Raw genomic sequence first — 25,147 nt, 5'->3', positions numbered from 1 at the left:
GCGGAGAACGTCCCACCGTCATTGCGAGCCAACGGGTCGCGCGAACGCGCGCCCGATGACAGGCTCCGCGAAGCAATCCATAGCCACCCCCGGAAAGATGGATTGCTTCGTCGCTAACGCTCCGCGCAATGACGGGTTCTGTTCACGACGCCGCGCGGCGGGCTTCGTCGTAAAGCCGCGCCAGGAGCGATGTCGCGGAATCGGAGGGCAGCAGGGTCGCAACTGTCACCACCGGCTCAGCCGGCGTGTCGTGTTTGCCGTGACTGGTATGACGCATCACGCTGGAAAGGCGCCGCGCGATCATGTGGGCGGTACGCAGATCGGTCTCGGCGAACACCACGATGACGGATCCGTCTTCCTGGGCGGCGCCGAAATCCATTTGCCGCATCAGACGGCTGAGAATCCGCGCGCCGTCGAGTTGCGCGCGGGCGTGGCCGGGATCGAAGGCAAAGCGGGCCACCGACAACCCGCCGCCACGCGACTGCGTGTGAAAGACGGCGGTGGCGAAATCGCGGTTGAAGGCTGCCGGCATCAGCAGCCCGGTCTTGGGATCGAGCAGGCCGCCGGCATCGATCGAGCGCAGCGTTCGGCTCAGATGGACCTCGAAGGCGTGCTGGCGGATCAGCGGCCAGGCATTGACGGCAACGCGTTCGGGATCCCCTATGACGATTTCGAGATTTGGCAGATCGTAAGCCGGCGCCAGTTCGTCGGTCGTCAACACGACCGGCAGATTGCGAAAGCGCGCATCTTCGGCCAGGACCGACAGGAAGGCATCCACCACGCGCGCGCTAAAACCCTCGCCGAGGACGATGCCGTCGATGTCGCGCACGCTGAGGTGTTTCGCGGCGGCTTCGATGCTGAGCGCGCCGACCACCCCCATCCGTTCGCCGAGCGAGACGGAGAGTGCAGGGTAGGCCGCGCCGCGGCCGATCAGCAGCACGGTGGCGGCGCTGACGGGATCGGTGTCCGTCAGCGTCGATCGCGCCGCCGGGTCGTCATCCAGCCGGCGCATCACGGTCGAATGCAATGTCCGAATTCGCAGCGCGGCGCGCAGGCGCGCCATCAGACGATCGAAACCGCCTGCGGTTTGCGCGAACGGTATGGCGTTTGCGGGCAACGGCGTCCTGGGATCGATGGCGATCAGCGGGAGGTAGGGCCTGGTTGCGGCGATCTGTTTCGCAAGCGCCGCGAAACCGGGCTCAACCGCCTCGGACATGGCGGCGAGAACCGCGGCCGGCTGCAGTTGCGTGACGGCGCCTGGGGCGTCGGCCCAGACGGTGTCGATGACCGGGAACACCTTCGCATCGTCAAGCGCGCCCGCGAAGGAGGGCCGCCCGGCGGTCGATACGACAATGATCGGGCCTTGCTGGGACATTTTGAAACTCGGATCGACGCGATCGATGGAACGCTCAAAATCCTAGTTTGCCGGCCTTAATGCCGCGTCAACGCAGCTATCGACCTTAATCAAACGGGGCTTGCCCGATCACGAAACGCTTCCACCATCAGTGGGTTAAGCCCGAGTTCCGCAAGCGCCTCGCGGGCGCGGGCGTTGTCCTGCGCGCGGCCGGCAAGCCGATGGCCGCTGAGCCGGTCGGGCAACGCCGTCAGCAGCGCGCCCTGTCCGAGCCGCCTGGCCCATTCCTGCAGGTCCTGCGACAAGAACCGGTAGCCGCCGACCGCCATGATGCCCGAAGGCGGCGCGGTGATGCAGATCGCTCCGGTCGAGCTGTCGAGCCGCGCGGCATAGTCGGTATCGACGAAATCGCGCGGCGGCTGTGCCATCAGCGAGTCACTCGGCGGCGGGGCGGGCGCGTAAGCCGACGGGGTGACCATCGGTCCCCGCAACGCCAGGGTTCCCCCGGGCGTGAGCAGGATTTCGCCGGAAATCGACGAGCCCGGGACCTCGCGCGGGGCGCCATGCGGTCCCGGCCGGATCGGTGCGGGCGCGCCGTCGGCGGCGCGGCGGGCGCTGAACAATCCGGCTTCCCCGAACAAATAAACGTCGGTCAGGACAGCGTGCTCGCTGGTCCAGGCCGGACTCGATGCGACCTGTTCCGGCGCACGCCAAAGCCCGATCACGTCCCGCAAGCTCGGCAGGCGCGAGGCCAGGTCGATCTCACCCAACCGCAACGCCAGTTGGGCCGGCACGATCAGGATATCGCAGCCGTGCTCGTTGATCTGCTGCTCAAGCACGTCGCCGTCGAACGGATGATGCAGCGACAGCGTGCCGCCGGACAGCAGCCAGACCACGAGCGAAGTGGTCAGGCCGGCGAACGACGACGGCGCGAATGCCGACATCAGGGTCGAGCCTTGTGGCACGTCGGCTTCGAGCGACAATGCAAGCCCGCCGGCAATCAGGCTGAGATGCGTTCGCGGCACCGCACGGAAGCCATCGGCCGTCACGTCGAACGAGATCATCGCCGCCCGGCGGCCGTCCTGTGTGACCGGACGTGTGGTCGCCGATTGAGCCGACAGGGCAAGGTCGAGCGAGATCATGCCTTCCGGCAGCTCAGTGCCGAAGCCGCAGACATGCCGGATCGAAAAGGCCTCGGCCGCGGCGTTCATGGCAAAGTCGGCATAGTTGACGCCGTCGATCTTGCTCGCGGTGACGATCGCCCGCGCCCCGGTTCGATTGAGCGCCACCGTCAATTCCGCCTGCCGCCAGAGCAGCGGGAGCGACGCGACAACCAGCCCGGCGCGATACGCCGCAAGCACCGTCAGCATGAATTCGACGGTGTTGGGCAGTTGAACCGCGATAACCGAGTTGTTCGGCAGCCCGGCTTCGATGAAATGCGCCGACAGCGCCGAGATCGCTCGATCGGCTTCGGCGAAGGTCAGGCGTTTTGGCGGCTGGCCGGTGATGCGCTCCTTGTTGAGCGGATCGAGCAGCGCCAGCGCGTCCGGCTGCCGTGCCAGTATCCGTCGAAACAGTCCGTCGAGCGTCGGTGTTGCGTTGGTCTGAATCACGGGTTCACTTTGGTTGGTCCGGCCTTTGCCACCAGGTTTCCGGGAGATACCCGTTCAAGGCGGTGGCCGCAGGCCGTTCTATCCGATTCCAGCGCGCGATCCATTGCTCTCCCGCGTTAAACAGGGGAATAGCGTAGCAGCCCGACATCAGGGTCCGGTCGAGCGCCCGCACCGCCGAGACGAAAGCGGGATGCTCGCGCGCCTCCAGCATGGCCGCGATCAGGGCGTCGATGGCGGGGTCTTTTGCGCCCATGTAGTTTCGCGTGCCCTGATTGTCGGCGGCTTCGCTTCCCCAGTAGAAATACTGCTCGTTACCCGGCGACAGCGACTGATCCCAGCGATTCTGGATCATGTCGAAATCAAACCCGAGCCGGCGCTGATCGAATTGAACGGCGTCCACCGCACGCACCGACGCCTCGATGCCGGCGCGTTTGAGATCGCGGCTATAAGCCAGTGCAATGCGCTCCTGATCGCGTGTCGTCACCAAAATCTCGAAAGTGAGGGGCGCTTTGGTCGAACGCTGCCGCAACATCGTGCCGTCGAGCTCGTAGCCGGCCTGCGACAACAAATTCAGCGCGGCGCGGAGCGTGGCGCGATCGCGGCCGGAACCGTCGCTGACCGGCAGGCGGTAGGTGCCATCCAGAATATCGGATGGGATATGCGATCCGAAGGGTTTCAGAAGCTCCCGTTCGCGGTCATCGGCGGCGCGGCCATAGGCCGACAATTCGGATCCGGCGAAGAAACTTGCCGAGCGCGTATAGAGCCCGAAAAAGTAGTTGCGGTTGATCCATTCGAAATCGAACAGCAGCGTCAACGCCTCGCGCACGCGGACGTCGGAAAACACCGGACGCCGCGTGTTGAACACCAGGAATTCCGAGGGCTGCGGGATCCCGGGCCGGATCGTATCGCGGATCACCCGACCATCGCGAGCGGCCGGAAAATCGTACCCCTCGTGCCAGCGCAACGGTTCGGTTTCGACCCGGAAGTCATAGAGGCCGCGTTTGAAGGCTTCGAACGCGCTGTTGGCCTCGCGATAGAAATCCAGCCTGATCTCGTCGAAGTTCCACAGGCCGCGGTTAACCGGCAGGTCGCGGCCCCAATAGTCGGGATTACGGGTCAGCGTCACACTCGCGCCAGGCTTTACCGCACTGACGCGGTAGGGACCGGATCCAATAGGCGGGGACATCGAGGTTTCCTCGAACGTCGCGACGTCGACGGCATGCTTGGGCAATACCGGCATCAGGCCGAGGATCAGCGGAAGTTCGCGGTCGCCGGCGCCGCCAAAATCGAACCGCACGGTGAGCGGGTCGGGCGCTTCGGCCTTGGTGACCTTGGAATAAAACTGCCGATGATTGGGACGCCCGCGGTCGCGCAGCAAGGCCCACGAAAACAGCACGTCCTCGGCAAGCACCGGTTGTCCGTCTGAGAACCGCGCTTTGGGATCGAGATGGAAGGTAACGTAGCTTCTGGAATCGTCGGTCTCCACGCTTTTTGCCAACAGGCCATAAAGCGTGAAAGCCTCGTCATTGCCCCGCGCCATCAGGCTTTCGACCACAAAGCCTCTGATTTGCTGCACGGCGAGACCCCTGACGATCATGGGGTTGAGGCTGTCGAAGGTGCCGAGAATGCCCTCCACCAGCCGGCCACCTTTCGGCGCATCGGGATTGGCATAGGGCATATGGCTGAAATCCGCCGGCAGCGCCGGCGCGCCATGCATGGCGATGGCGTAACTCTCCGCCGCCGACGCCCAATCGGCGTGCACCGCCAGCGAGATGCCGAAAGCAAGCACGCCGCAGACAAAAGCGCGACCGCGCATGCGTCTCGAAATTCGCAACACAGCACGCTGATTTGATTCGATATTGCTCACTTCCGAATTTTACCATAGCCGCCAGCAAGCGGCCCCCAGCCTGTGTCAAAGATGCTTGCCGGCATTGATCTTTTCACCCGTCGCTGTATTGAAGGCGGGCAATTGACCAAGACCGCAGGGCCTGTCACGTAACCGCCTCAATTGGCAAGGAGACAGCCGGCCAAACGGCTAGGTGTCGGCACCTGCAGCGGTTTCGGCCGCTCCCGTTCAGAAAGGGTTTTCCGCAATGAATTTCCGTATCTTGGCCGCGTCGGTCCGGCCGCGTGGGCGGCTTTTCGCCGTGCTGGCGGCGAGCGCGCTTGCCGGCTCATTACTGGCTCCCGAGGCGCAGGCCCAGCAGCCTCCAGCGCCCGCCGCGCCCAAGGCCAGGGTCGCACCGAAGGCTGCGCCGAAAGCCGCTCCTGCGGCACCGGCGCCGGCACCGACCGCTCAGCAGGCACCCGCGCCGGCGGCAGGAGCCCCGGCGGCGGGGGGACAGCCCCAGGATCAGCAGGTTCAGCTGATCTATGCGCCCTGGACGAAGTTCTGTCTCAAGGGCCAGGATGCCAACGCCAAGCAGGTTTGCTTTACCGGCAAGGATGGACGCATCGAGTCCGGTCAGCCTGTGATCGCGGCCGTGATCATCGAGCCCGAAGGCGAACCGAAGAAGATCCTGCGCGTCACGCTGCCGCTGGGCATGCAGCTGGTTCACGGCACCCGCGTGATCGTCGACAACAATCCGCCGATGCAAAGCCCCTATGTGATCTGTTTCGCCAACGGCTGTATGTCGGACTACGAGGTGACCCCGGAACTGCTCGCGAATATGAAGAAGGGGCAGAATTTGGTGGTGCAGGCGATCAACTCCAACGGCGCGCCGCTCACGCTGCCGCTGCCGCTCGCCGAATTCGCCAAGGCCTATGATGGTCCGCCGACCGACCCGAAGGTATTCGAGGAAACCCAGAAGAAGCTGCAGGAAGAGTTGCAGAAACGCGCCGAGGAAGCGCGCAAGAAGCTCGAAGCCAACCCGCCGGCCGGGACGCCCGCGGCCGCAGCCAATCCGGCTGCGAAGTAGGACGGCTCCAGACCAAAAAAGCGCCCTGATCGGGCGCTTTTTTATTTGGGAACGGAGTGGTAGACGCCATGAAACGGGCTACCAGCCCGCGATGGCGCGCCTCAATTCAGCGACGGATTGCGCGGGCGATAGCCGCCCGTCTTGTCCTTCACGAAAATCTCGGCGACCTGCGAATGCCGGATCGGTTCGCCCGAATCGTCGGGCAACAGGTTTTGCTCGGACACGTAGGCGACGTATTCCGATTCCGAATTCTCGGCGAGCAGATGATAGAACGGCTGATCCTTGTGAGGCCGGACCTCCTCGGGGATCGACAACCACCATTCCTCGGTATTGTTGAATTCCGGATCGATATCGAAGACCACGCCCCGGAAGGAAAAAATCCGGTGACGGACGATCTGCCCGATCTGAAACTTGGCGGTCCGCGTTTTTATCATGGCTCGTCGAATAGACCATGATTGTGGCCGATGCTAGAGGCAAACGGGCGAATTAACCTTTGCTTTGGCTGGTCTGTCCCACGTGCCGATCAGGGCCAACAACGATGAAAAAGCCGCATCCCCATGGTCGACATTCTCAATCTGGCCCTACCGTATTTCGGCCTGATCTTCATTGGCTTTGCCTGCGGCAAGGCCAAGGGTCTGCCCGAGCAGGGTTTGGCATGGATGAACTTCTTTCTGCTATATGTGTCGCTGCCCGCTCTGCTGTTCGGGATCACGTCGAAGACGCCGTTTTCGGAACTCAACAACCCGCCATTCCTGATTGCGACCACCCTCGGCACCGCCAGCGCCTTCGTACTGGCGCTGTTTGCAGGCCGGCTGATCGGGCGGCTGTCCTTCCGTGAGGCGACCCTGGCGGGCCTTTCGGGCGGTTATGGCAATATCGGCTATATGGGCCCCGGCCTGGCGCTGGCTGTGCTCGGCTCCAGGGCCGCAGCACCTACCGCCCTGATTTTCTGCTGTGACAGCATCTTTCTATTTTCGATCGTACCGCTGTTGATTGCGCTGACCGATGGCAAACGCCGGCATTGGCTGCATACGCTCGGTCTCGTGGTACGGCAGATCGTTTTGAATCCGCTGATCATGTCGGCTTGCGCGGGAGCACTCGCCGCAGCGCTGCACCTTCATCCGCCGGTCGCGATCGACAATATGCTGTTGTTTCTCCAGAATGCCGCGGCGCCGATGGCGCTGTTTGTATTGGGCGTGACGGTCGCGCTGCGCCCGTTCGGCCGGGTGCCCTGGGAGGTGCCCGCCGTCATCGCGGTCAAAATCCTGATCCATCCGCTGCTCGTGATCGGATTGATGGTGCTGCTTGGGCCATTTGCACAACCATGGGCGGCCACCGCGGTACTGATGGCATCGCTGCCGCCGGCGCTGAATGTGTTTGTGATCGCGCGCCAGAACGACAGTTGGATCGAGCCCGCATCGGTCGCGGTGCTGATCGGCACGTTCGCGTCCGTCATCACGCTTACCAGCGTGATGTGGCTGATGCAGACCGGCCGGCTGGTGTTTCGATAATCCCTAGCTGACCCGCCGCGTCGGCCGCCAGGAAGGCGAAAGCCCCTCGCGCATGGCGAGACGACGAAGCGGCCCTATCGAGCCGATCAGATGCAGGCCGGCAGCGCGGAGCGATTGCACGGGCAGAAAACCAGAGAGCAGGGAGCGGTTCGCGATGTCGATGGCGAAGGTCCGGCTGGCGACATCGGCGCGCCGCGCCGAATCGTAACGCTTCAGCACACGCGGTGCGCCCGGATCTTCGTTCGCCGCGATCGCCTGCCCAACGATATCGGCAATATCGCCGGCATCGCGCAACCCCATGTTGAGGCCCTGCGCGCCGATCGGCGGCAGCACATGGGCGGCTTCCCCGACCAGCACGATGCGATGGCTGCCGAATTGCCTGGGCTGCTCGATCGCCAGCGGAAACAAATGACGCCCGGGCTCGACCCGGAGACGGCCGAGGATGGAGTGCGACTGTTTTTCCGCGGCCTCGGAAAGCTCGTCATCTCCCAACGCGATCAGCCGCTGGGCTTCCTTGGGCGCCGCGACCCACACCACGCTGCAGCGATCGCCGGGCAGCGGCACGAATACGCACGGGCCTTGCGGTGTGTGAAATTCGGTCGAGATATTTCGGTGCGACCGCGAATGGCTGACGTTGAAGGTCAATGCGGCCTGATTGAGTTCGCGGCGCCTGACCTTGATGCCGGCGGCTTCCCGGCAGAGCGATTGGCGCCCGTCGGCGCCGACCACAAGCCGCGCCGACAGCGATGTTCCGCCTCCGGTGTGAATGGCGACCTCCGCCTCTGCCGGGCAGGCCGTATCAGCCTCATCGTCAAACCGCGTCAAACCGGAAAGCTCGGCGGCGCGTTGTTCCAGCGCGATCATCAGCGCCCGGTTCTCGATGTTGTAGCCAAACATTTCGAGACCAATTTCATCGCACGAAAACCGGACCTCGGGGGCGCGGATCAGGTGGCCGGTATCGTCGACCAGGCGCATCGTCCGCAATGGCGCCGCCTCGGCCTCGCAGCGGGGCCAGACCTCGATCTGTCGCAGAAGATCGACGGAGCCGCCCAGTAACGCGGTGGTGCGATTGTCGGCATAGGGCGCGCGGCGGGCCACCAAAGCGGTCTTCGCGCCGGTTTGCGCCAACGCGATCGCGGCCGTAAGTCCCGCGGGACCGCCGCCGATCACGATGACGTCGTAGCTGGCTGATGCATCGTTCATATCGGGACAATTGACGTTCCCCGCGGCATTTTCAAGCCCGCGTCGGGCTGTTGTTCCCGGCGGTTACGCGGCGGAAGGCCGCAACCGTGGATGTGCAAATCAAGGCGATTCCTGATAGCACTGCCGGCAAATGGACCAGCTAAACCAGCAGGATTCTTCGACCGTCTCGCCGGCCACGCGGACCGCCGCGTTTTGCGTGCATATCTTCACGGCGTTGGGGGCGGGCGTTGCCCTGATCGCGATGCTTGAGGCCGTCCGTGAGCACTGGGTGGCCATGTTTGCGTGGCTTGGGGTGGCGCTGGTGATCGACGCGGTCGACGGCCCGATCGCGCGGCGGCTGGATGTCGCGCGGGTCCAGCCGAACTGGTCGGGCGACGTGCTCGACCTCGTGGTCGATTTCGTCACCTACGTCTTTGTCCCGGCCTATGCCATCACCGCGAGCGACCTGCTGTTGCCGCTGGCGGCCCCGCTGCTGGGCGCAGGGATTGCCGTGTCAGGCGCGCTCTATTTCGCGGATCGCCGCATGAAGAGCGAGGACAACCATTTTCGCGGGTTTCCGGGTCTGTGGAATGTCGCAGCATTCTATCTGTTCCTGTTGCATCTGCCGCCGGCGCTTTCGAGCCTCGGGGTAGCCGTGCTGATTGCGCTGACGTTTGCTCCTTTCCGCGTCGTTCACCCGATACGCGTGGTGCGCCTGCGGGGACTGACCTTGTCGTTGGTCGCCATCTGGGCGCTGCTTGTGATTTTCACGTTGGTCAACGATTTCAATGTGAGCGCTCCCGTCACAATAGGACTTTGCGCGATCGCCGCCTATATCGTCGGCTGCGACGCTGCGATCCGGCTGGTAAGATCGCTCAACACATGATCGAACTGCTGACCAGCCCGGAAGCATGGGCGGCGCTGTTGACCCTGACGGCGCTGGAAATCGTTCTCGGCATCGACAACGTGATTTTTCTGTCGGTCATCGTCTCGCGCGTCCCGCAAGCGCAGGCGAAGCGAGCGCGGCAAATCGGGCTGGCGCTGGCGTTGGTGTTCCGGATACTGCTGCTCAGCCTCCTGGTGTGGATGATCGGGTTGACCCAAGCCGTCCTGACGCTGGGAGGCATGGCGTTTTCGTGGCGCGACATCATCCTGATCGGCGGCGGGCTGTTCCTGATCGCGAAGGCGACCCACGAAATCCACACCGAGGTGGAGGCTCGGGACGATGACAACGAAGCCGCACCCAAGGCCAGTGCGTTCTTCTGGGTGATTGTCCAGATCATTGTCATCGATCTGGTGTTCTCCTTGGATTCGATCATCACCGCCATCGGCATGGCGCAGGACCTCGCCATCATGATCGCGGCGGTCATCATCGCCTGTCTCATCATGTACGTGTCCTCAGGCCCGGTCGCGCGATTTGTGGCGGAGCATCCGACCACCAAGATGCTGGCGCTGGCGTTCCTGGTGCTGATCGGGGTTGCGCTGGTCGCGGACGGATTCAAATTTCACATCCCGCGCGGCTACATCTATTTCGCCATCGCGTTTTCGGCGCTCGTCGAATTCTTCAACGTGCTGGCCAAGCGCAACCGTAAAAACGCCGTTAACTAATTGACCGCAGCAGGTGAGGCGGTCCTTGAGTTGACAACGCCGCCTCGATGGCTTTCGCTTGAGCTTGAAAGAATGCCGTGGGAGATTCTGCGATGACGAAGGCCGTGCGCGTGCACAAAGTGGGGGGGCCGGAAGCCCTGGTTTATGAGGCCGTGGATGTGCCCGCGCCGGGAGCCGGCGAGGTTCACATCCGTCAGCATGCCGTCGGCTTGAATTTCATCGACGTGTACTACCGCACCGGCCTCTACAAGGCGCCGGGGCTGCCGTTCATCGCCGGCAATGAAGCCGCCGGCGAGGTTTTGGCAGTGGGGCCCGGCGTGACCAATTTTCATCCCGGCGACCGCGTCGCCTATTATTACAATCTCGGCGGCTACGCCACCGAACGCAACATTCCCGCCGACAAACTGGTCAAGCTGCCCGACCATATCACCTACGAGCAGGGCGCGGTCCTGATGCTGAAGGGACTGACGGTCTGGTACCTCCTGCACAAGACGTTCAAGGTCGAGCCGCATCATCGGGTGCTGATCCACGCCGCCGCCGGCGGCATCGGCCTGCTGGCGTGCCAGTGGGCGAGGGCGCTGGGCGCGCATGTCATCGGCACCGTCGGCTCCAAGGCCAAGGCCGACCTGGCGCTCGCCAATGGCTGCGATCACGTCATCCTCTACAACGACGAGGATTTCGTTGCGCGGGTGAAACAGATCAGCCGCAACGAACTCTGCGACGTCGTCTATGACGGCGTCGGCAAGACCACCTATCCGGGCTCGCTGTCCTGCCTAAAACCGCGCGGATTGTTCGTGAGTTTCGGCAACGCTTCGGGGCCGGTGCCACCATTCTCGATCGCCGAACTCAACAATCACGGCTCGCTGTTTGCGACCCGCCCAAAGCTCAACGACTACGTCGGCAAGCGCTCGGAATTGCTCGAGGGTGCCGACACCCTGTTCGCCGCCGTCATCAACGGCAAACTGCACGTGCCGATCAATCACGCCTATGCGCTAAAGGACGCGGCCAAGGCCCACATCGATCTGGAAAGCCGCGCCACGACCGGGGCGTCGGTTTTGAAGCCGTAGATTTCCTTACGACTACCTCGTCATTGCGAGGAGCGAAGCGACGAAGCAATCCAACCTGCTGTTTGCAAGTATGGATTGCTTCGCTGCGCTCGCAATGACGGCCAAATTTCTACGCCACGCGCCGTGCCGCGCCCATCCTGGTCAGGATCGCGTCGAGACAATCGATCATCGCGGTGATCTCGGCCTTGGTGACGTTGAGCGCCGGCATGAAGCGAAGTGCGTCCGGGCGGGGCGCGTTGAGCAGCACGCCATCGTCGAACGCCTGGGCTACGACCCGCGCCGCGATTGGATGCTTCAGGTCGAGCGCCAGCAACAATCCCTTGCCGCGAACCTCGCCGAGGCCATGACGCGCGGACATCCGCTGCAGCTCGCTTTCCAGATAAAGCCCGGTATCAACGACCGATCTGAGAAAATCCGGCGCACTAACCTGCTGCAAAACCGCGAGCCCGGCCGCGCACATCAGCGGATTGCCGTTGAAGGTGCCGCCCTGGTCGCCATGTTCGAAACACGAGGCTTGCTCGGTGGCCAGCAATGCTGCCAGCGGCACGCCGCCACCGATGCCCTTGCCGAGAGTCATGATGTCCGGCTTGATCTCCGCATGTTCGTAATGAAAAAGTTTTCCGGTACGGCCCATGCCGGTCTGGATCTCGTCGACGATAAGCAACAGGCCGTGCTCTCTGGTCAGGGTGCGCAACTCGCGCAGGAATTGATCCGTCGCCGGCCAGACGCCGGCTTCACCCTGGATCGGCTCCAGCATCACGCCGACGGTCTTGTCTGATATCAGCCGCTTCACCGATTCAAGATCGTTCAGCCGTGCCTTCGGAAAGCCTGATACCTTGGGTTCGAACAGGGGCTCGAAGGCCTTTTTGCCGGAGGCCGACATGGTCGCCAGCGTCCGGCCGTGGAAGCCGCCTTCGAACGTAATGATTTCGTAGGCGCCATCACGGTGCAGCGCGCCGTACCTGCGGGCCAGCTTGATCGCGCCCTCGTTGGCTTCCGCGCCCGAATTGGTAAAGAACACCTGGTCGAAACAACTCTGATCGACCAGCGCCTTTGCCAGCTTGAGGCTGGGCGCGTTGTAAAAGGCGGGACTCGGCGTCAGCAGCAGCCTGGCCTGCGCCGCGAGCGCGTCGACAACGACCGGCGGCGAGTGGCCGAGACAATTGACCGCCCAGCCCTGCATGAAGTCGAGATAGCGCTTGCCGCTGTCATCCCACAGAAACGAGCCTTCGCCGCGCACGAACACGGTCGGCGGCCGCGCCGTGATATCCATCAGCGCATCAAACGGATGGGTGGCGATGTTCATGTCGAAACTCCCTGCGGTTCGATGAAAAGGTGACAAAACGCGAGAAGGCCGCACTTTTGAGGGTGCGGCCTTCTCGAAAACGTTGCTGATCTCAGTTGTTCAGCGTTGTCGTCGGACACGGCGCGACCCATCATCGTCGATCGAGCGACGACGGAAGGTGGCGCGGAGTTGGGTCCGGTTCAGGTTCATGATGCCGCCATACAGCCGAATGACCGGCGCTGTCAAGCGCGTCAGAAGCCCGCGACGCTGCCGTGCAGGTCGTATTGATCTGATCGTTCGATCTTCGCCGTGACGATCTCACCGACACGGAGCGGACGGCGGCTCGAAAGATAGACCGCGCCGTCGATTTGCGGCGCGTCGGCTTTCGAGCGCCCCTTCGATACGGTCGGTCCGACCTCGTCGATGATGACCTGCTGCCGCGTGCCGACCTTGCGCTTGAGCCGGCGCGCGGAAATGGTTTGCTGCCGCGCCATCAGCGCATTCCAGCGCTCCTGTTTTGTCACATCTGGCACGGCGTTGCCGAGCGCGTTCGATAACGCACCCGCGACCGGCTCGTATTTGAAGCATCCGACGCGATCGATTTCGGCTTCGTCGAGCCAGTCGAGCAGATAGGAAAAATCGGAATCGGTTTCGCCGGGAAAACCGACGATGAAGGTCGATCGCAAGGTGAGGTCAGGGCATTCCTCACGCCACTTCTTGATCCGCGCCAAGGTCTTGTCCTGCGCCGCCGGGCGCTTCATGGCCTTGAGGATTTCCGGGCTCGCGTGCTGGAAGGGAATATCGAGGTACGGCAAAACCTTGCCCTCGGTCATCAAACCGATGACTTCGTCGACATGCGGGTAGGGGTAGACATATTGCAGCCGCACCCAGGCGCCGAATTCGCCGAGCTCTTTTGCAAGATCAAAGAACTTGGCACGGACCTGACGCTCTTTCCACGGGCTATCGGCATATTTGATATCCACGCCATAGGCCGAGGTGTCCTGCGAAATCACCAGCAATTCCCTAACCCCGGCATTGACCAGTTTTTCGGCCTCGCGCAGCACGTCGGCCGCCGGGCGCGACACCAAATCGCCGCGCAGTTTCGGGATGATGCAGAAGCTGCAGCGGTTGTTGCAGCCTTCGGAAATCTTCAGATAAGCGTAGTGCCGCGGCGTCAGCTTGATGCCCTGCGGCGGCACCAGGTCGAGATGGGGATTGTGCACCGGCGGCAGCGCGCGGTGCACGGCGTCGAGCACGCTTTCATATTGCTGCGGCCCGGTGATCGACAGCACGCCGGGATAGGCGGCCTCGATCTGCTCGGGCTCCGCGCCCATGCAGCCGGTGACGATCACCTTGCCGTTCTCGGCCATCGCCTCGCCGATGGCGCCGAGCGATTCCTGCTTGGCGCTGTCGAGAAAGCCGCAGGTGTTGACGATGACGAGATCGGCACCGTCATGCTTGCGCGCCAGCTCATAGCCTTCGGCGCGCAGCCGGGTGATGATGCGCTCGGAATCCACCAGCGCCTTGGGACATCCCAGCGAAACAAAGCTGACTTTGGGCGCGGCGGCCTGTTGCATGTTTGATCTGCCTGATTGATGGGCAGGAGCTAGTCCCAATTGCCCATAATTACAAGGCTTTATGCCCGCTAGCGGCGTGCTATGGATGTTTTTGCCGGAACGCGAGTGATCGATGGGCGCCGAACCGTCTCCGAAAATCGTCATTGTCGACGAAAGCCCGATCCGCGCCGCGATCCTCGAAGAGGGGTTGCGCGAAGCGGGTTTTACGGGCGTCGTCCATATCAGCGAAATGCAGAATTTGCTGGCCCGGATCTACGCCCTCGATCCCGACGTGATTCTGATCGATCTGGAAAATCCCAGCCGGGACATCCTGGAACAGATGTTCCAGGTCAGCCGCGCCGTCCGCCGGCCGATCGCGATGTTCGTCGATCAGAGCGATGCGGCCTCGATCCAGGCTTCCGTCGATGCCGGCGTCTCCGCCTATATCGTCGACGGCCTGAAGAAGGAACGCATCAAGCCGATCCTCGACCTCTGCATTTCACGCTTCAACGCCTTCTCGAAGCTGCAGGACGAACTCGAGCGCGCCAAATCCGCGCTGGAAGACCGCAAGGTGATCGACCGCGCCAAGGGAATCCTGATGAAGCGGAAGGGCCTCACCGAAGACGAGGCCTATGTCCTGCTGCGGTCGACAGCGATGCGCGAGAAAAAGAAGATCAGCGAGATCGCGCAGTCGATCCTGACCGCGTCGGAGTTGCTGAAATGACCGGCCCCCTCAGCATAGGCTTCATCCCGCTGGTCGATGCCGCGGCCCTGATCGTCGCCGTCGACAAGGGGTTCGCCGCCGAGGAAGGGCTCGATGTCACCTTGGTGCGGGAAGTGTCGTGGTCGAACGTCCGCGACAAGCTCAATATCGGCCTGTTCGATGCCGCGCATTTGCTGGCGCCGGTTGCGATCGCTTCCAGCCTCGGGCTCGGACATGTCAAGGTGCCGATCGTGGCGCCGTTCAATCTCGGACTCAACGGCAACGCCATCACGGTGTCGCCGGCACTGCACGCGGCAATCATGTCGGAAATCGACGGCGCCCGCTTCGATCCGATGGCGACGGCGCAGGCGTTATCCCGGGTGGTTGCGGCAAGGCGTAAGAGCGGCGCCGAACCCGTGACCTTCGGCATGACCTTTCCGTTTTCCACCCATAATTACCAGCTGCGGTTCTGGATGGCCGCCGGCGGAGTGGATCCCGACGAGGACGTTCGTCTCGTGGTGCTGCCGCCGCCCTACATGGTGGACAGCCTTGCCAGCGGTCAGGTCGATGCGTTCTGCGTCGGCGCGCCCTGGAATTCGATCGCGGTCGATCGCGGCGTCGGCCAGATCCTGCATTTCGCCTCGGACATCCTGGTGCGCGCCGCGGAGAAGGTGCTCGCCGTCAGGCAAAGCTGGTCGGAAAAGAATCCGGAAGTGGTCGCAGCACTGATCCGGTCTACCTTCCGCGCCGCCGAATTCATCGAGCTGCCGCAAAACCGCGCCGAGGCGGCGCGCATCCTGGCGCAGCCGGAGCGGATAGGCGTCGATGCAGATGTGATCCAGCGAACGCTGGATGGCCGCCTCAAGATTTCGCCTGATGGAACCATGCGGGAAAGCAATCGCTATCTGCTGGTGGGGCGAGAGGGCGCGGGCCGGCCCGATCCAGTGCAGGCGGCCTGGCTTTACGCGCAGATGGTGCGCTGGGGCCAGGCCTCCATCAGCCCGGAAGCGCTGGGGATCGCCAAGGCGGTGTTCAGGCCGGACCTTTACGACGCGGCGCTCGGGCGCGGAGGAAAGGCCGAAGCACCCGACGCGATCGGCGCTTTCGCCGGTCCGCCCTTCGATGCCGACGATATTGCCGGGCATCTGGCGGCGTTCAAGATCGGTCGCCGAAAGCCCTGACAGAGCCGATGGAGCAATCCTAGGCGGCTTCCGCGAAGGGCTAGTTTTTAGGCTGACTGCTCGAAATCAGCCGCAAACCCCAACAGCCCAGTTCCATTTGTTCATATAAGCTATTGATTTATTGTAATCTTCTTTAGTCGCCGGGATGGCACACAACTTGAATGTTGCAGTGCGGGCCGCCGCCGCAGATGGCCGCTGGCTTACGTCCAAGATGGATTTCCGCAGCAACGAGGCTGGTCGGACCGCTCCTGATATCGATCCCGGCTGGCAAGCCGGGCCGGTTTCAGCGCGGTCACATTCCCTATCCCGTTGACGCCACCGGTCGTGGCCGCAGGAGCTTCGTCGCACGCCATGAAAATCGAAACGCTCTCAGTCGACTTTACCGACGAGCAGAAACGGTACCTCGAAGGTTTTGCCACCGGCTTGCAGATCAGCAAGGTCGGGCGCGGCCTCGGTGGCGCCTACCGCGGCAAGACCAACCCCGAGCCGAGCGGACCCGATGCGGCGCACATCAAGGCGCAGGACAAGGTCATTGCCGGTGGAAAGAAGCTGGCCGATCAGGAAAAATTCAAGCGCGAACAACATCCGTTCGATGCGTATCCGCGGCTGAAACAACAGGCGCTCAGCAACGCGCCGCCGTCGCCGGCGGACAACTTCCGCTGGCGCTATTACGGCCTGTTTTATGTCGCCCCGGCGCAGGATTCCTATATGTGCCGCCTGCGGATTCCGAACGGCATCCTGAAACACTGGCAGTTATCAGGGATGGCTGATCTCGCCGAGCGTTACTGCGGACCGTTCTGTCACGTCACCACCCGCGCCAATTTGCAGGTTCGCGAAATTCCGCCGAAGCATGCGGTGGCGGTGATCGAGGGCATCCAGGATCTCGGGCTTTGCTCGCGCGGCTCCGGCGCCGACAACATTCGCAATGTCACGGGCACGCCGACCGCCGGAATCGATCCGCAGGAACTGCTCGACACCCGCAAATACGCCCGCGAATGGCACTATCACATCCTCAACGACCGCTCGCTGACGGGATTGCCGCGCAAGTTCAATGTCGCCTTCGACGGCGCCGGAAAGATCGCCGTGCTGGAAGACACCAACGACATCGCCTTCGCGGCAGTCGAGGTAAAGGGCGGTTTTGGCGTCGAGCCCGGCATCTGGTTCCGCCTCGGAATAGGTGGCATTACCGGCCATAAGGATTTTGCCAGGGAGACCGGCATCGTCGTTCGGCCTGCGGACGCAACGGAAGTGGCCGACGCCATTGTCCGCGTGTTCATCGATTTGGGTGACCGCACCAACCGGCTCAAAGCGCGCCTGAAATATGTCATCGACGGCATGGGCCTGGAGAAGTTTCTGGTCCTGGTCGAGGAAAGACTCGGCCACGCCCTGACCCGCATCCCGCCGGAGGCCCTGGCGCCGCGCCCGGCCTTCGACCGCATGGCGCATATCGGCGTGCACAAGCAGAAGCAGGAAGGGCTGAACTGGATCGGCGTCTCGCTGCCGCTCGGCAAGGTAACCTGCGAACAAATGCGCGGCCTTGCGAAAATCGCTGCAGATCTCGGCGACGGCGATATCAGGCTGACGGTCTGGCAAAACCTGTTGATCCCGGGTGTGCGCGACGAGAATGTGCCACTTGCTGTCGCGGCCATCGAAGCGATTGGCCTCGCGACCAAAACGTCGCACCTCCGCGCCGGGCTGATTGCGTGCACCGGCAATGCCGGCTGCAAGTTTTCGGCTTCCGACACCAAGCGCCACGCCGCCGAGATCGGCGACTGGTGCGAGCCGCGGGTGCCGATCGACACGCCGCTGAATATCCATCTGACCGGCTGCCATCACTCCTGCGCGCAGCACTACATCAGCGATATCGGCCTGATCGGCGCAAAAGTGCCTGTTGGCGAGGGGGACGATACCGTCGAGGGCTATCATCTGTTCGCGGGCGGCGGGTTCGATCCCAATGCCGATGTCGGGCAGGAGGTCTATCACGACCTCAAGGCGGAAGACACGCCGAAGACCGTCGAGAAACTGCTCAAGGCGTATCTGTCGCATCGCGCGTCCCCGGATGAAACCTTTCTCACCTTTGCGCGCCGCCATGACGGCGAAACGCTGCGCAAGCTCGTGGATGCCGAGGCTTCCACATGAACCAGATGACGCCGCCGCCAAAGATCGAAATCATTCCTTCCAGCGCGCCGTTTTCCGAGGCGCAGCGCTCGTGGCTGAACGGCTTCTTTGCCGGGCTGCTCTCGACCGACGGTCCTGCACCGGTGTCGGCAGAGCAGGGCGCGGCTTTGCTTCAGAGGCCGGCCGGCGAGGGCGACGACGGCGAAGCGCCGTGGCACGACCAGACCATGCCGATCGCCGAACGCATGAAACTCGCGGAGGGCCGCCCGCTGCGGCGGCGGATGATGGCGGCGATGGCGCAGCAGGATTGCGGCCAGTGCGGCTATAATTGCAACGACTATTCCGACGCCATCGCCGCCAAGGCGGAAGCGCGTCTCAATCTGTGCGTACCCGGCGGCAAGGAAACCGCGCGGATGCTGAAGGCGCTGAACGAGGAATTGGAAAAGGCGCCCCCGGCTTCATCTGCAACGGCGGCCCCGACCGTCGCGACGCCCACACTCGCCGCCGCGCCGGGGCGCTCGCGCGACAATCCGGTGCAGGCGACGTTCGTGTCGCGCCGCCTGCTGAACGGACGCGGATCGGAAAAGGAAACCTGGCACATCGACTTCGATCTCGGCGGCTGCGGTCTCGATTATGTCGTCGGCGATTCCTTCGGCATCTTCGCCCGCAATGATCTCGGCCATGTCGATCAGATCATCGCCTTGCTCGGCGCCTCGCATACCACCGAAGTCCGGGGCAAGACGCTGCGCGAGGTGTTGACCGATGAGGTTTCGCTGGCGCCGGCGCCGGATACGCTGTTCGAACTGCTTTCCTTCATCAGTGGCGGAGCCCAGCGCGAGAAGGCGCGTGCGCTCGGCCGTGGCGAGGATCCCGACGGCGACGCCGCGACGCTCGACGTGATGGCGGCGCTGCAGAAATTTTCCGGCGTGCGTCCGCATCCCGAGGCCTTCGTCGAAGCGCTGGAGCCGCTGCAACCCCGGCTCTATTCGATCTCGTCATCGCACAACGCCACCCCCGGCAAGCTGTCGATGACGGTCGACTGCGTGCGCTACGTAGTAGGCAAGCGCAAGCGCCTTGGCCTCGCTTCGACATTCCTGGCCGAACGCATCGAGCCGGGCGATCAGGTCAAGGTCTATGTGCAGAAAGCCCACGGCTTCGCGCTGCCGCAGGATCCGAAGGTGCCGATCATCATGATCGGGCCGGGCACCGGCATCGCACCGTTCCGCGCCTTCCTGCTCGATCGCAAGGCGACCGGCGCGCCCGGCAAGAACTGGTTGTTCTTCGGCCATCAGCGCAGCAGTTGCGATTTCTTCTATGCCGACGAACTCAACGCCATGAAGATTTCGGGTCTGCTGACGCGGATGTCGCTGGCGTGGTCGCGTGACGGCGACAAGAAATTCTACGTGCAGGACCGCATGCGCGAGGTCGGCCGCGAAGTCTGGACGTGGCTGGCGGAGGGCGCGAACGTCTACGTCTGCGGCGACGCCAAGCGGATGGCGAAAGACGTTGAACGTGCGCTGGTCGATATCGTGGCGCAGTTCGGCGCGCGTTCCACCGATGAGGCCGTCAGCTTTGTCGGGGAACTCAAAAAGAAGGGCCGGTTCCAGCAGGACGTCTACTGACTGGTCCGGTTCCTCTCCAATCAACATCAAATACAAACGAATAAAATTCTCAGCCGAATCCGGCGTGGAGAATTTTTATCTGCATCGGGAGTCCGTGGGAGCGCGGGTATCGCTATTTCCAGGGGCAGTATTGCCTCCCGCCGCGAACGGTATTTCATTGTAGCTGATGCGGCGTTGGAGATCGACCATGCGCGAACTATCGGCGGAAGCCCGTCTGCATCTTTACGCGCGCTCGCTGTCGGGGCGAGCCGGAAAAGGGTTGCATCTGGCCGCATTCTACGGTGCATTTGCACTCATTGCAGTGATCGTCTTTGGGACGCTGTCGGTTCACCCATTCTGAAAATCGAGAACGACAGCGTGGGATCGCGCCTTATTTGATCAACCCCGCCAGCCTCGGCAGCGTCAGGCTGATCTGGGGGATGCAGATGATCAGGAGCAACCCGGCAAACAGCGCCAGCATGTACGGCACATAGGTACGGAAGTGCTCTCCGACGCTCAGGTCGGCGAAGCGAAGCGCCATTAACAGCCCGACGCCCATCGGCGGCAGGAACAGGCCGATGCCGACGGCGGCGGTCTGCACGATGTTGAAATGGATCGGGTCAATTCCCATCGTTTCGGCGATCGGAAACACCACCGGGATCAGCACGACCGCGGCGGGCAGGCCCTCCAGCACCATGCCGAACAGGCAGCTCATGACGGCGGTTCCGATCAGAAACAGCGACGGGTGCGTTTTCAGCGGCCCGAGCATCTGCCCGAGCAATTGCGGCACGCCGCTGACGCCCATCAGGTACTGATAGACCGAGGCGACCGCGAGCAGGAACACCACCGCTGCAGTGAGGATCGCGCTGTCGTAGGCGATCTTGCCCATCTCGCGCCACGAGACGTTGCGGTAGTAGAGCTTGGCTGCGAGGAGGGCGTAGCCCGCGACCACGGCGCCGGCCTCGGTTGCGGTGATGATGCCGAGGATGAAGCCTGCGAGGATCACGAACGGCACCACCATCGGCACGGCGGCGTGCAGCGACGCGTGGCCGAGGCGCTTCAGGCTCGGCCTGGAATCGACCGGCCAGTCGTTTTGGCGCGCGCGGATGTAGACCACGGTCATCAGGCACAGCATGATGACCATGGCCGGAACGAATCCCGCGACGAACAGCGCTACCGCTGAGGTGTTGGTGACCTGCGCGATCACGATCATGAAGATCGCCGGCGGCACCAGCATGCCCATCGCGGTGCCGGCGGCGATCAGCGAGGCCGAATCGCGGCGATCGTAGCCGGCCTTGGTCAGAGGCGGCATCAGCGCCGAGCCGAGCGCGGAGACCTCCGCCATTTTCGATCCGCAGATGTCGGAGAAGAAATACGCCACCACGATCACCGACATGCCGAGCCCGCCCTTGACCCAGCCGATCAGCGCGCGCGCCAACTCCACCAGCGCATGGCTCATGCCGCAACGCTCCATCAGATTGCCGGCGAACACGAAGGCGGGGATGGCGAGCAGCACCCAGCTCTGCGATCCCGACACCAGCGCCGAGGAAAGCTGTTGCATCGGGTAGCCGCCGACCCATAGTCCCGCGACGCCGGCGATACCGAGTGCGAACACGATCGGCATCGAAAGCAGGATCAGCGCAACGAAGACGATGGCGACGGTCGCAAGCAGCATGAGGTGTCCCGGTCAGTGCTGGGGCTGGTCTTGCGGCAGCGGGGAGATCATCACCGCGAAGCCGTAGACGGCAATCAGGATGCCGCCGACCACCGAAGACGCGTAGAGCCAGGCCAGATTGATTTCGAGACCGGGCGTCGTGAGCGTGTGGTTAAGCAGGCAGAGCTTGAAGCCGTACCACGCCGCGAGCAGGCCGAAGCCTGTGATCAGCGCGTGATTGAAACGATGGATCCAGAGCTGCGCGGCCTCGGGCAGGCGATGGACGAACACGGAGAGCGCGAAATGCGAGCGCGAGCGGATGCCGATCGCAGCGCCGATCAGCGTCAGCCACGCGAGCGAGAGTTCGCCCACTTCCTCAACCCAGGTGAACGGCACGGGGTCGACATCGAGCCAGTCGGTGATGGCGCCGACGAAATAGCGCAGGATCACGCCGACCAGGAGATTGACGATGGCAAGGATGATCAGCGCCGTGACCGTGAGTTTCGGGACGGCTGAGAGGATACGCAGCATGCGCAACGGAATTCCGGTTGACAAGGGAGAGGCGGGCGAGGCCGAAGACGTGAAGGCTGATGACTCGAGGGTTGAAAATTGGAGGCTGAAGATCTGGGGGCCGGAGAATAGGGCTCCGGCCCCGCTGCCGATTCAGGCCTTGAAGCCTTCGATTTCATCCCACAATGCGCCGTACTGGCCCTTGTAGGCCGGCCATATCTTTTGCTGCGCCACTTTCCGGAAGGCATCGACGTCGGCTTCCACCACGGTCATGCCGAGCGGCTCCAGCTCCGATTTGGCTTTGGCGAAATTGTCGACCGACTCGGTCGCCTCGCGGATTTTCTCCTGCGCGGCCCGCGACAGATCCATGATCAGCTTCTGGTGCTCGGGCGGCAGCCCGTTCCAGATATCGAGATTCATCACCGCGTTGGTCGGGCCGTAATTGTGATAGGTGAGCGAGGCATATTTCGACACCTCGTAGATCTTCAGCGCCTTCATGTTGACAACAGGTAGATCACCGCCGTCGATCACGCCCTGCTTGGCGGCGGTGATGACCTCGCCCCATGCCATCGGCACGGCGCTACCGCCGAGTCCATTGATGGTATCGCCGAATATCTTGGCCTGCTGCACGCGAATTTTTGCGCCGCGCAGGTCTTTCGGCTCCACGATCGGCTTCTTCGCGGTCCAGAAATGGCGGAAACCGTAATCGTAATAACACAGCACCTTGAGTTTGTAGTTGTCCTCGATCTGCTTGCTGATCTTGCCGCCGATCTGCCCGTTGAGCATGGCGTAGGCCGAGGCGTAATCCTTCACCAGATAGGGCACGAGCAGGGCGCCCATTTCGGGAAACACGGTTGCGGCGGCGCCCGCCGGGCTGCCCATCGCGATGCTTCCGGACTTGACCGCGTTCATGATCTCCAGCTCTTGCGGGATCAGGGTCTTGCCGAAGAACTGCATGTCGAGCGCGCCTTTTGACTGCGCGGTGACTTCCTTCGCCATCCAGTCGAACGCGACCGCGGCCGATTCCGGCACCGCATTGATGTGCGCGAATACGAGTTTTTTCGGCTGGGCTTGCGCGAACGCCGGTGCGCGGCCGGTGGCGAGAATGCCGGCCATGCCGGCGCCCGCACGCAGAAGCGTGCGGCGATTAAACGAGACGCGGCTCGTGAGAGCTGACATGGGGATTCCTCCAAGGCTGGCTTTTTTTGTTTTGGTCTAGCGGCCAGACAGGGAAGACCTGGCCAGTCTCGCGGCAAGCTTACAGCATAGCAGGCGGGTTGCCAGTGCGATGTTAGGCGCTTGTCAGCTGCCGTAGAGTTTGGAGCGCAATCGGCACTTGGCTCGGTTGGTGCGATGCAGCGACGCACCCGCAGCGGGGGAATAAGCGAACCCCTCACGCTGACCGGAAGCGCCTTCGGCCTACGCCGGCGTCCCCGTCTGACGCCATTCACGCGATGGAGCGGGGATCAAGCGACAGTGGTTCAACCCTGGCTCACTTTGAACGGCGCCACTTCAATGCCGCTGTTGTTCAGCGCCTCGCGCAGCCCACGCGCGATATCGACGGCGCCGCGAGCATCCCCATGAACGCAGGCGGTGTCGACGTCCGCATAGCGCCGTCGGCAAGCCCCGGATTTCGATACCCGAGAGAATCCGTGACGTCTCTACAAGCCGGAGAGTTTCTTCCGCCGGCCTATTGAACATGTTCAGAAATAATTCCGAGTTCGGAGGGCGGCCGGCCAAAACTGTATCCGGATTACAACACGTCGATGAAAGCTATCGACTCACCGGGAATAAAAAACGGGAGGCCTCGGGTCTTGTCGGCGGGAATATTTCACAGGCCCGGCACAAAGCCAAACAAGTGGGGAAACATGAAGGTATCTAGAGCTCTATTAGCCGCAACTGGCGTGATCGCGGTCTCCTCGTCGTCAGCATTCGCCATCGAGGCGGGTGGAAACCCGCAAACCAAGGCGGGGATACTCATTGGCGCGAGCGCGGGAGTTCCTCCGCCGGGCATCTACATGTTCAATCAGGAATTCACCTATCAGGCCAATCTGACGGGACCCGGGGTCAACACGGCGCTTGGTGGCAGCACCAAAACTGGAGTTCAGGCCGCCGTTGACGTTCAAGGCTTCCTGTTCGTTCCGGGTTGGACCTTCCTTGGTGCGACGTATGATGCTGTCATCGCGCAGCCCTTGGTGATGGACAGTGTGGGCTCGCCTGTGAATGCTCAGGCAGCCGGCATGCATAACACCTTCATCGTTCCGGTTGAGTTAAGCTGGAAGCTCGCCGACAGTGGGTTCGTCGTTAAAACCGGTCTGGGCATCTATACGCCGGACGGGACTGTGACCGGGCTTTATGGCACCGGTAACGAAGGATCTCCGTATTGGACCTTCCAGCCCGAAATCATCGTGTCGTATCTGAAAGACGGTTGGAACCTGACCGCCGCCATCTACGAGGAATTCAATACGAGGAATAGCGTCTCTCAGTACACATCGGGTGACATTCTCCACGCCGACTTCACCGCCACCAAGACAATCGGCAAGTGGACGTTTGGACCTGTCGCTTATTACTACGGCCAGGTTTCCAACGATTCGTGTTCGGCCACCTGCGCTTATTCCACCGGTACCATGTTGAATCCTCAAAGGTTCAATGTCTGGGCGGTCGGCGGTCTCGTAGGGTACGATTTCGGACCAGCGAACTTGTCGGTGTGGGCAACCCAGGAAGTGTCAGCAAAGGCTTCGAACCCCGCTGCTGTCGCGGCGACCGGCTCGGACTTTTCCCTGATTCCGCAGGGTACGACGGTGCTTGCGACGCTTAGCTATCGCCTCTGGGGACCTGAGCAAGCGGCCCAGCCCACATCAATGTACCACAAATAGAAGTCGCACGTCGTACGACTCCCCCTTTCGACAGACACTTGATCGTCTCTCGGGAGGGGGATTTTTTTTACCAGTACCGTATCCAGGCAGCGATGGTGCGGATCCATCGCCGATCCTGATACTGACCGATCTCGTGGCCTTGAAGTCCGGCTACTGGATCATCCAGAACTCCGCTGTCGGTTAGCTCGTTATCGCGCTCGCGAAGGTGAGCGGCTTCCGCACCGTCAACATTCCGTGGGTTAAGGATCTGCTCCCGAACTCGCGGAATGGGCGGTGACTTATGGATCGAACGCCATCCTAGCGAGAGATTTCAAACCGCCTTCGTGAACGGCGTCACTTCGATGCCTCTGTGCTTCAGCGCCTCGCGCAGCCCACGCGCGATATCGACGGCGCCGCGAGTATCGCCGTGC

21 protein-coding genes are annotated in these 25,147 nt (G+C 62.7%); 11 read left to right on the top strand and 10 right to left on the bottom strand.

What is annotated here, in order from left to right; genetic code table 11:
* Positions 1 to 142: 142 nt before the first annotated feature.
* The 3 genes from B5527_RS20810 to B5527_RS20800 form a co-directional block, all read right to left on the bottom strand.
* A complete protein-coding gene (locus tag B5527_RS20810; protein ID WP_079603201.1) occupies positions 143 to 1,375 on the bottom strand; it encodes a hypothetical protein in 1,233 nt (410 codons plus the stop codon).
* Between the two features lie 89 nt (positions 1,376 to 1,464).
* Positions 1,465 to 2,967: an AMP-binding protein gene (locus tag B5527_RS20805; protein WP_079603200.1), complete on the bottom strand. Its 1,503-nt coding sequence runs from the start codon at positions 2,965 to 2,967 to the stop codon at positions 1,465 to 1,467.
* 4 nt (positions 2,968 to 2,971) lie between these two features.
* Entirely contained in the window at positions 2,972 to 4,783 is a 1,812-nt protein-coding gene (locus B5527_RS20800; RefSeq protein ID WP_079603199.1) for an extracellular solute-binding protein, read from the bottom strand.
* 277 nt (positions 4,784 to 5,060) lie between these two features.
* Between B5527_RS20800 and B5527_RS20795 the strand changes: the two genes are divergently transcribed.
* Positions 5,061 to 5,885, top strand: a complete 825-nt coding sequence (locus tag B5527_RS20795; RefSeq protein ID WP_079603198.1) for an invasion associated locus B family protein — start codon at positions 5,061 to 5,063, stop codon at positions 5,883 to 5,885.
* A 101-nt stretch (positions 5,886 to 5,986) separates the two neighbouring features.
* Here the strand turns inward: B5527_RS20795 and hspQ are convergent, their stop codons facing one another.
* Positions 5,987 to 6,319 (bottom strand): heat shock protein HspQ, encoded by a 333-nt coding sequence (hspQ, locus tag B5527_RS20790; RefSeq protein ID WP_079603197.1) that lies wholly within the window; start codon positions 6,317 to 6,319, stop codon positions 5,987 to 5,989.
* Positions 6,320 to 6,442: 123 nt separating this feature from the next.
* On the opposite strand from hspQ, the gene B5527_RS20785 reads away from it, so the two are divergent.
* Positions 6,443 to 7,396, top strand: coding sequence for an AEC family transporter (locus B5527_RS20785; protein WP_079603196.1), 954 nt, complete (start codon positions 6,443 to 6,445; stop codon positions 7,394 to 7,396).
* 3 nt (positions 7,397 to 7,399) lie between these two features.
* Here the strand turns inward: B5527_RS20785 and B5527_RS20780 are convergent, their stop codons facing one another.
* The gene (locus B5527_RS20780) at positions 7,400 to 8,599 is read right to left on the bottom strand and encodes a UbiH/UbiF family hydroxylase (protein WP_079603195.1); all 1,200 of its coding nucleotides are present in this window, start codon (positions 8,597 to 8,599) and stop codon (positions 7,400 to 7,402) included.
* Positions 8,600 to 8,729: 130 nt separating this feature from the next.
* On the opposite strand from B5527_RS20780, the gene pcsA reads away from it, so the two are divergent.
* The 3 genes from pcsA (at position 8,730) to B5527_RS20765 (ending at position 11,253) form a co-directional block, all read left to right on the top strand.
* A complete protein-coding gene (gene pcsA / locus B5527_RS20775) occupies positions 8,730 to 9,464 on the top strand; it encodes a phosphatidylcholine synthase (RefSeq protein WP_079603194.1) in 735 nt (244 codons plus the stop codon).
* Positions 9,461 to 10,186 (top strand): TerC family protein, encoded by a 726-nt coding sequence (locus B5527_RS20770; protein WP_079603193.1) that lies wholly within the window; start codon positions 9,461 to 9,463, stop codon positions 10,184 to 10,186. Before pcsA ends, B5527_RS20770 begins: the two co-directional genes overlap by 4 nt.
* Before the next feature lie 92 nt (positions 10,187 to 10,278).
* Positions 10,279 to 11,253 carry a quinone oxidoreductase family protein gene (locus B5527_RS20765; RefSeq protein ID WP_079603192.1) on the top strand — a complete coding sequence of 325 codons (975 nt, stop codon included), beginning with the start codon at positions 10,279 to 10,281 and terminating at the stop codon, positions 11,251 to 11,253.
* A gap of 109 nt (positions 11,254 to 11,362) precedes the next feature.
* Here the strand turns inward: B5527_RS20765 and B5527_RS20760 are convergent, their stop codons facing one another.
* On the bottom strand, positions 11,363 to 12,559 hold the full coding sequence (locus B5527_RS20760; RefSeq protein ID WP_079603191.1) for an acetylornithine transaminase: 1,197 nt from the start codon (positions 12,557 to 12,559) through the stop codon (positions 11,363 to 11,365).
* 230 nt (positions 12,560 to 12,789) lie between these two features.
* Positions 12,790 to 14,115 carry a 30S ribosomal protein S12 methylthiotransferase RimO gene (gene rimO / locus B5527_RS20755; protein WP_079603190.1) on the bottom strand — a complete coding sequence of 442 codons (1,326 nt, stop codon included), beginning with the start codon at positions 14,113 to 14,115 and terminating at the stop codon, positions 12,790 to 12,792.
* A 112-nt stretch (positions 14,116 to 14,227) separates the two neighbouring features.
* Between rimO and B5527_RS20750 the strand changes: the two genes are divergently transcribed.
* The 5 genes from B5527_RS20750 (at position 14,228) to B5527_RS45425 (ending at position 20,058) form a co-directional block, all read left to right on the top strand.
* A complete protein-coding gene (locus tag B5527_RS20750; RefSeq protein ID WP_079603189.1) occupies positions 14,228 to 14,818 on the top strand; it encodes an ANTAR domain-containing response regulator in 591 nt (196 codons plus the stop codon).
* Entirely contained in the window at positions 14,815 to 15,978 is a 1,164-nt protein-coding gene (locus tag B5527_RS20745; protein ID WP_079603188.1) for a CmpA/NrtA family ABC transporter substrate-binding protein, read from the top strand. Before B5527_RS20750 ends, B5527_RS20745 begins: the two co-directional genes overlap by 4 nt.
* 351 nt (positions 15,979 to 16,329) lie before the next feature.
* On the top strand, positions 16,330 to 18,117 hold the full coding sequence (locus B5527_RS20740) for a NirA family protein (RefSeq protein WP_079603187.1): 1,788 nt from the start codon (positions 16,330 to 16,332) through the stop codon (positions 18,115 to 18,117).
* Complete coding sequence (locus tag B5527_RS20735; RefSeq protein WP_079603186.1) at positions 18,114 to 19,718, top strand: sulfite reductase subunit alpha; 1,605 nt, start codon at positions 18,114 to 18,116, stop codon at positions 19,716 to 19,718. The genes B5527_RS20740 and B5527_RS20735 overlap by 4 nt, the downstream gene beginning before the upstream one ends.
* Positions 19,719 to 19,905: 187 nt before the next feature.
* Entirely contained in the window at positions 19,906 to 20,058 is a 153-nt protein-coding gene (locus B5527_RS45425) for a hypothetical protein (RefSeq protein ID WP_172842623.1), read from the top strand.
* A gap of 30 nt (positions 20,059 to 20,088) precedes the next feature.
* On the opposite strand, the gene B5527_RS20730 is transcribed toward B5527_RS45425, so the two are convergent.
* From B5527_RS20730 to B5527_RS20720, 3 genes are all read right to left on the bottom strand, one after another.
* Positions 20,089 to 21,372 carry a TRAP transporter large permease gene (locus tag B5527_RS20730; protein WP_079603185.1) on the bottom strand — a complete coding sequence of 428 codons (1,284 nt, stop codon included), beginning with the start codon at positions 21,370 to 21,372 and terminating at the stop codon, positions 20,089 to 20,091.
* A gap of 12 nt (positions 21,373 to 21,384) precedes the next feature.
* Positions 21,385 to 21,882, bottom strand: coding sequence for a TRAP transporter small permease (locus tag B5527_RS20725; protein WP_079603184.1), 498 nt, complete (start codon positions 21,880 to 21,882; stop codon positions 21,385 to 21,387).
* Positions 21,883 to 22,014: 132 nt separating this feature from the next.
* Positions 22,015 to 23,040 (bottom strand): TRAP transporter substrate-binding protein, encoded by a 1,026-nt coding sequence (locus B5527_RS20720; protein ID WP_079603183.1) that lies wholly within the window; start codon positions 23,038 to 23,040, stop codon positions 22,015 to 22,017.
* A gap of 689 nt (positions 23,041 to 23,729) precedes the next feature.
* On the opposite strand from B5527_RS20720, the gene B5527_RS20715 reads away from it, so the two are divergent.
* Positions 23,730 to 24,737, top strand: a complete 1,008-nt coding sequence (locus B5527_RS20715) for a SphA family protein (RefSeq protein ID WP_172842622.1) — start codon at positions 23,730 to 23,732, stop codon at positions 24,735 to 24,737.
* Positions 24,738 to 25,147 lie beyond the last annotated feature (410 nt).

Origin of the sequence: Bradyrhizobium erythrophlei, assembly GCF_900129425.1 — a bacterium.
Classification (GTDB): domain Bacteria; phylum Pseudomonadota; class Alphaproteobacteria; order Rhizobiales; family Xanthobacteraceae; genus Bradyrhizobium; species Bradyrhizobium erythrophlei_C.
The sequence above is the reverse complement of the archived record's forward strand: the minus strand, read 5'-3'. Positions and strand labels throughout refer to the sequence as shown.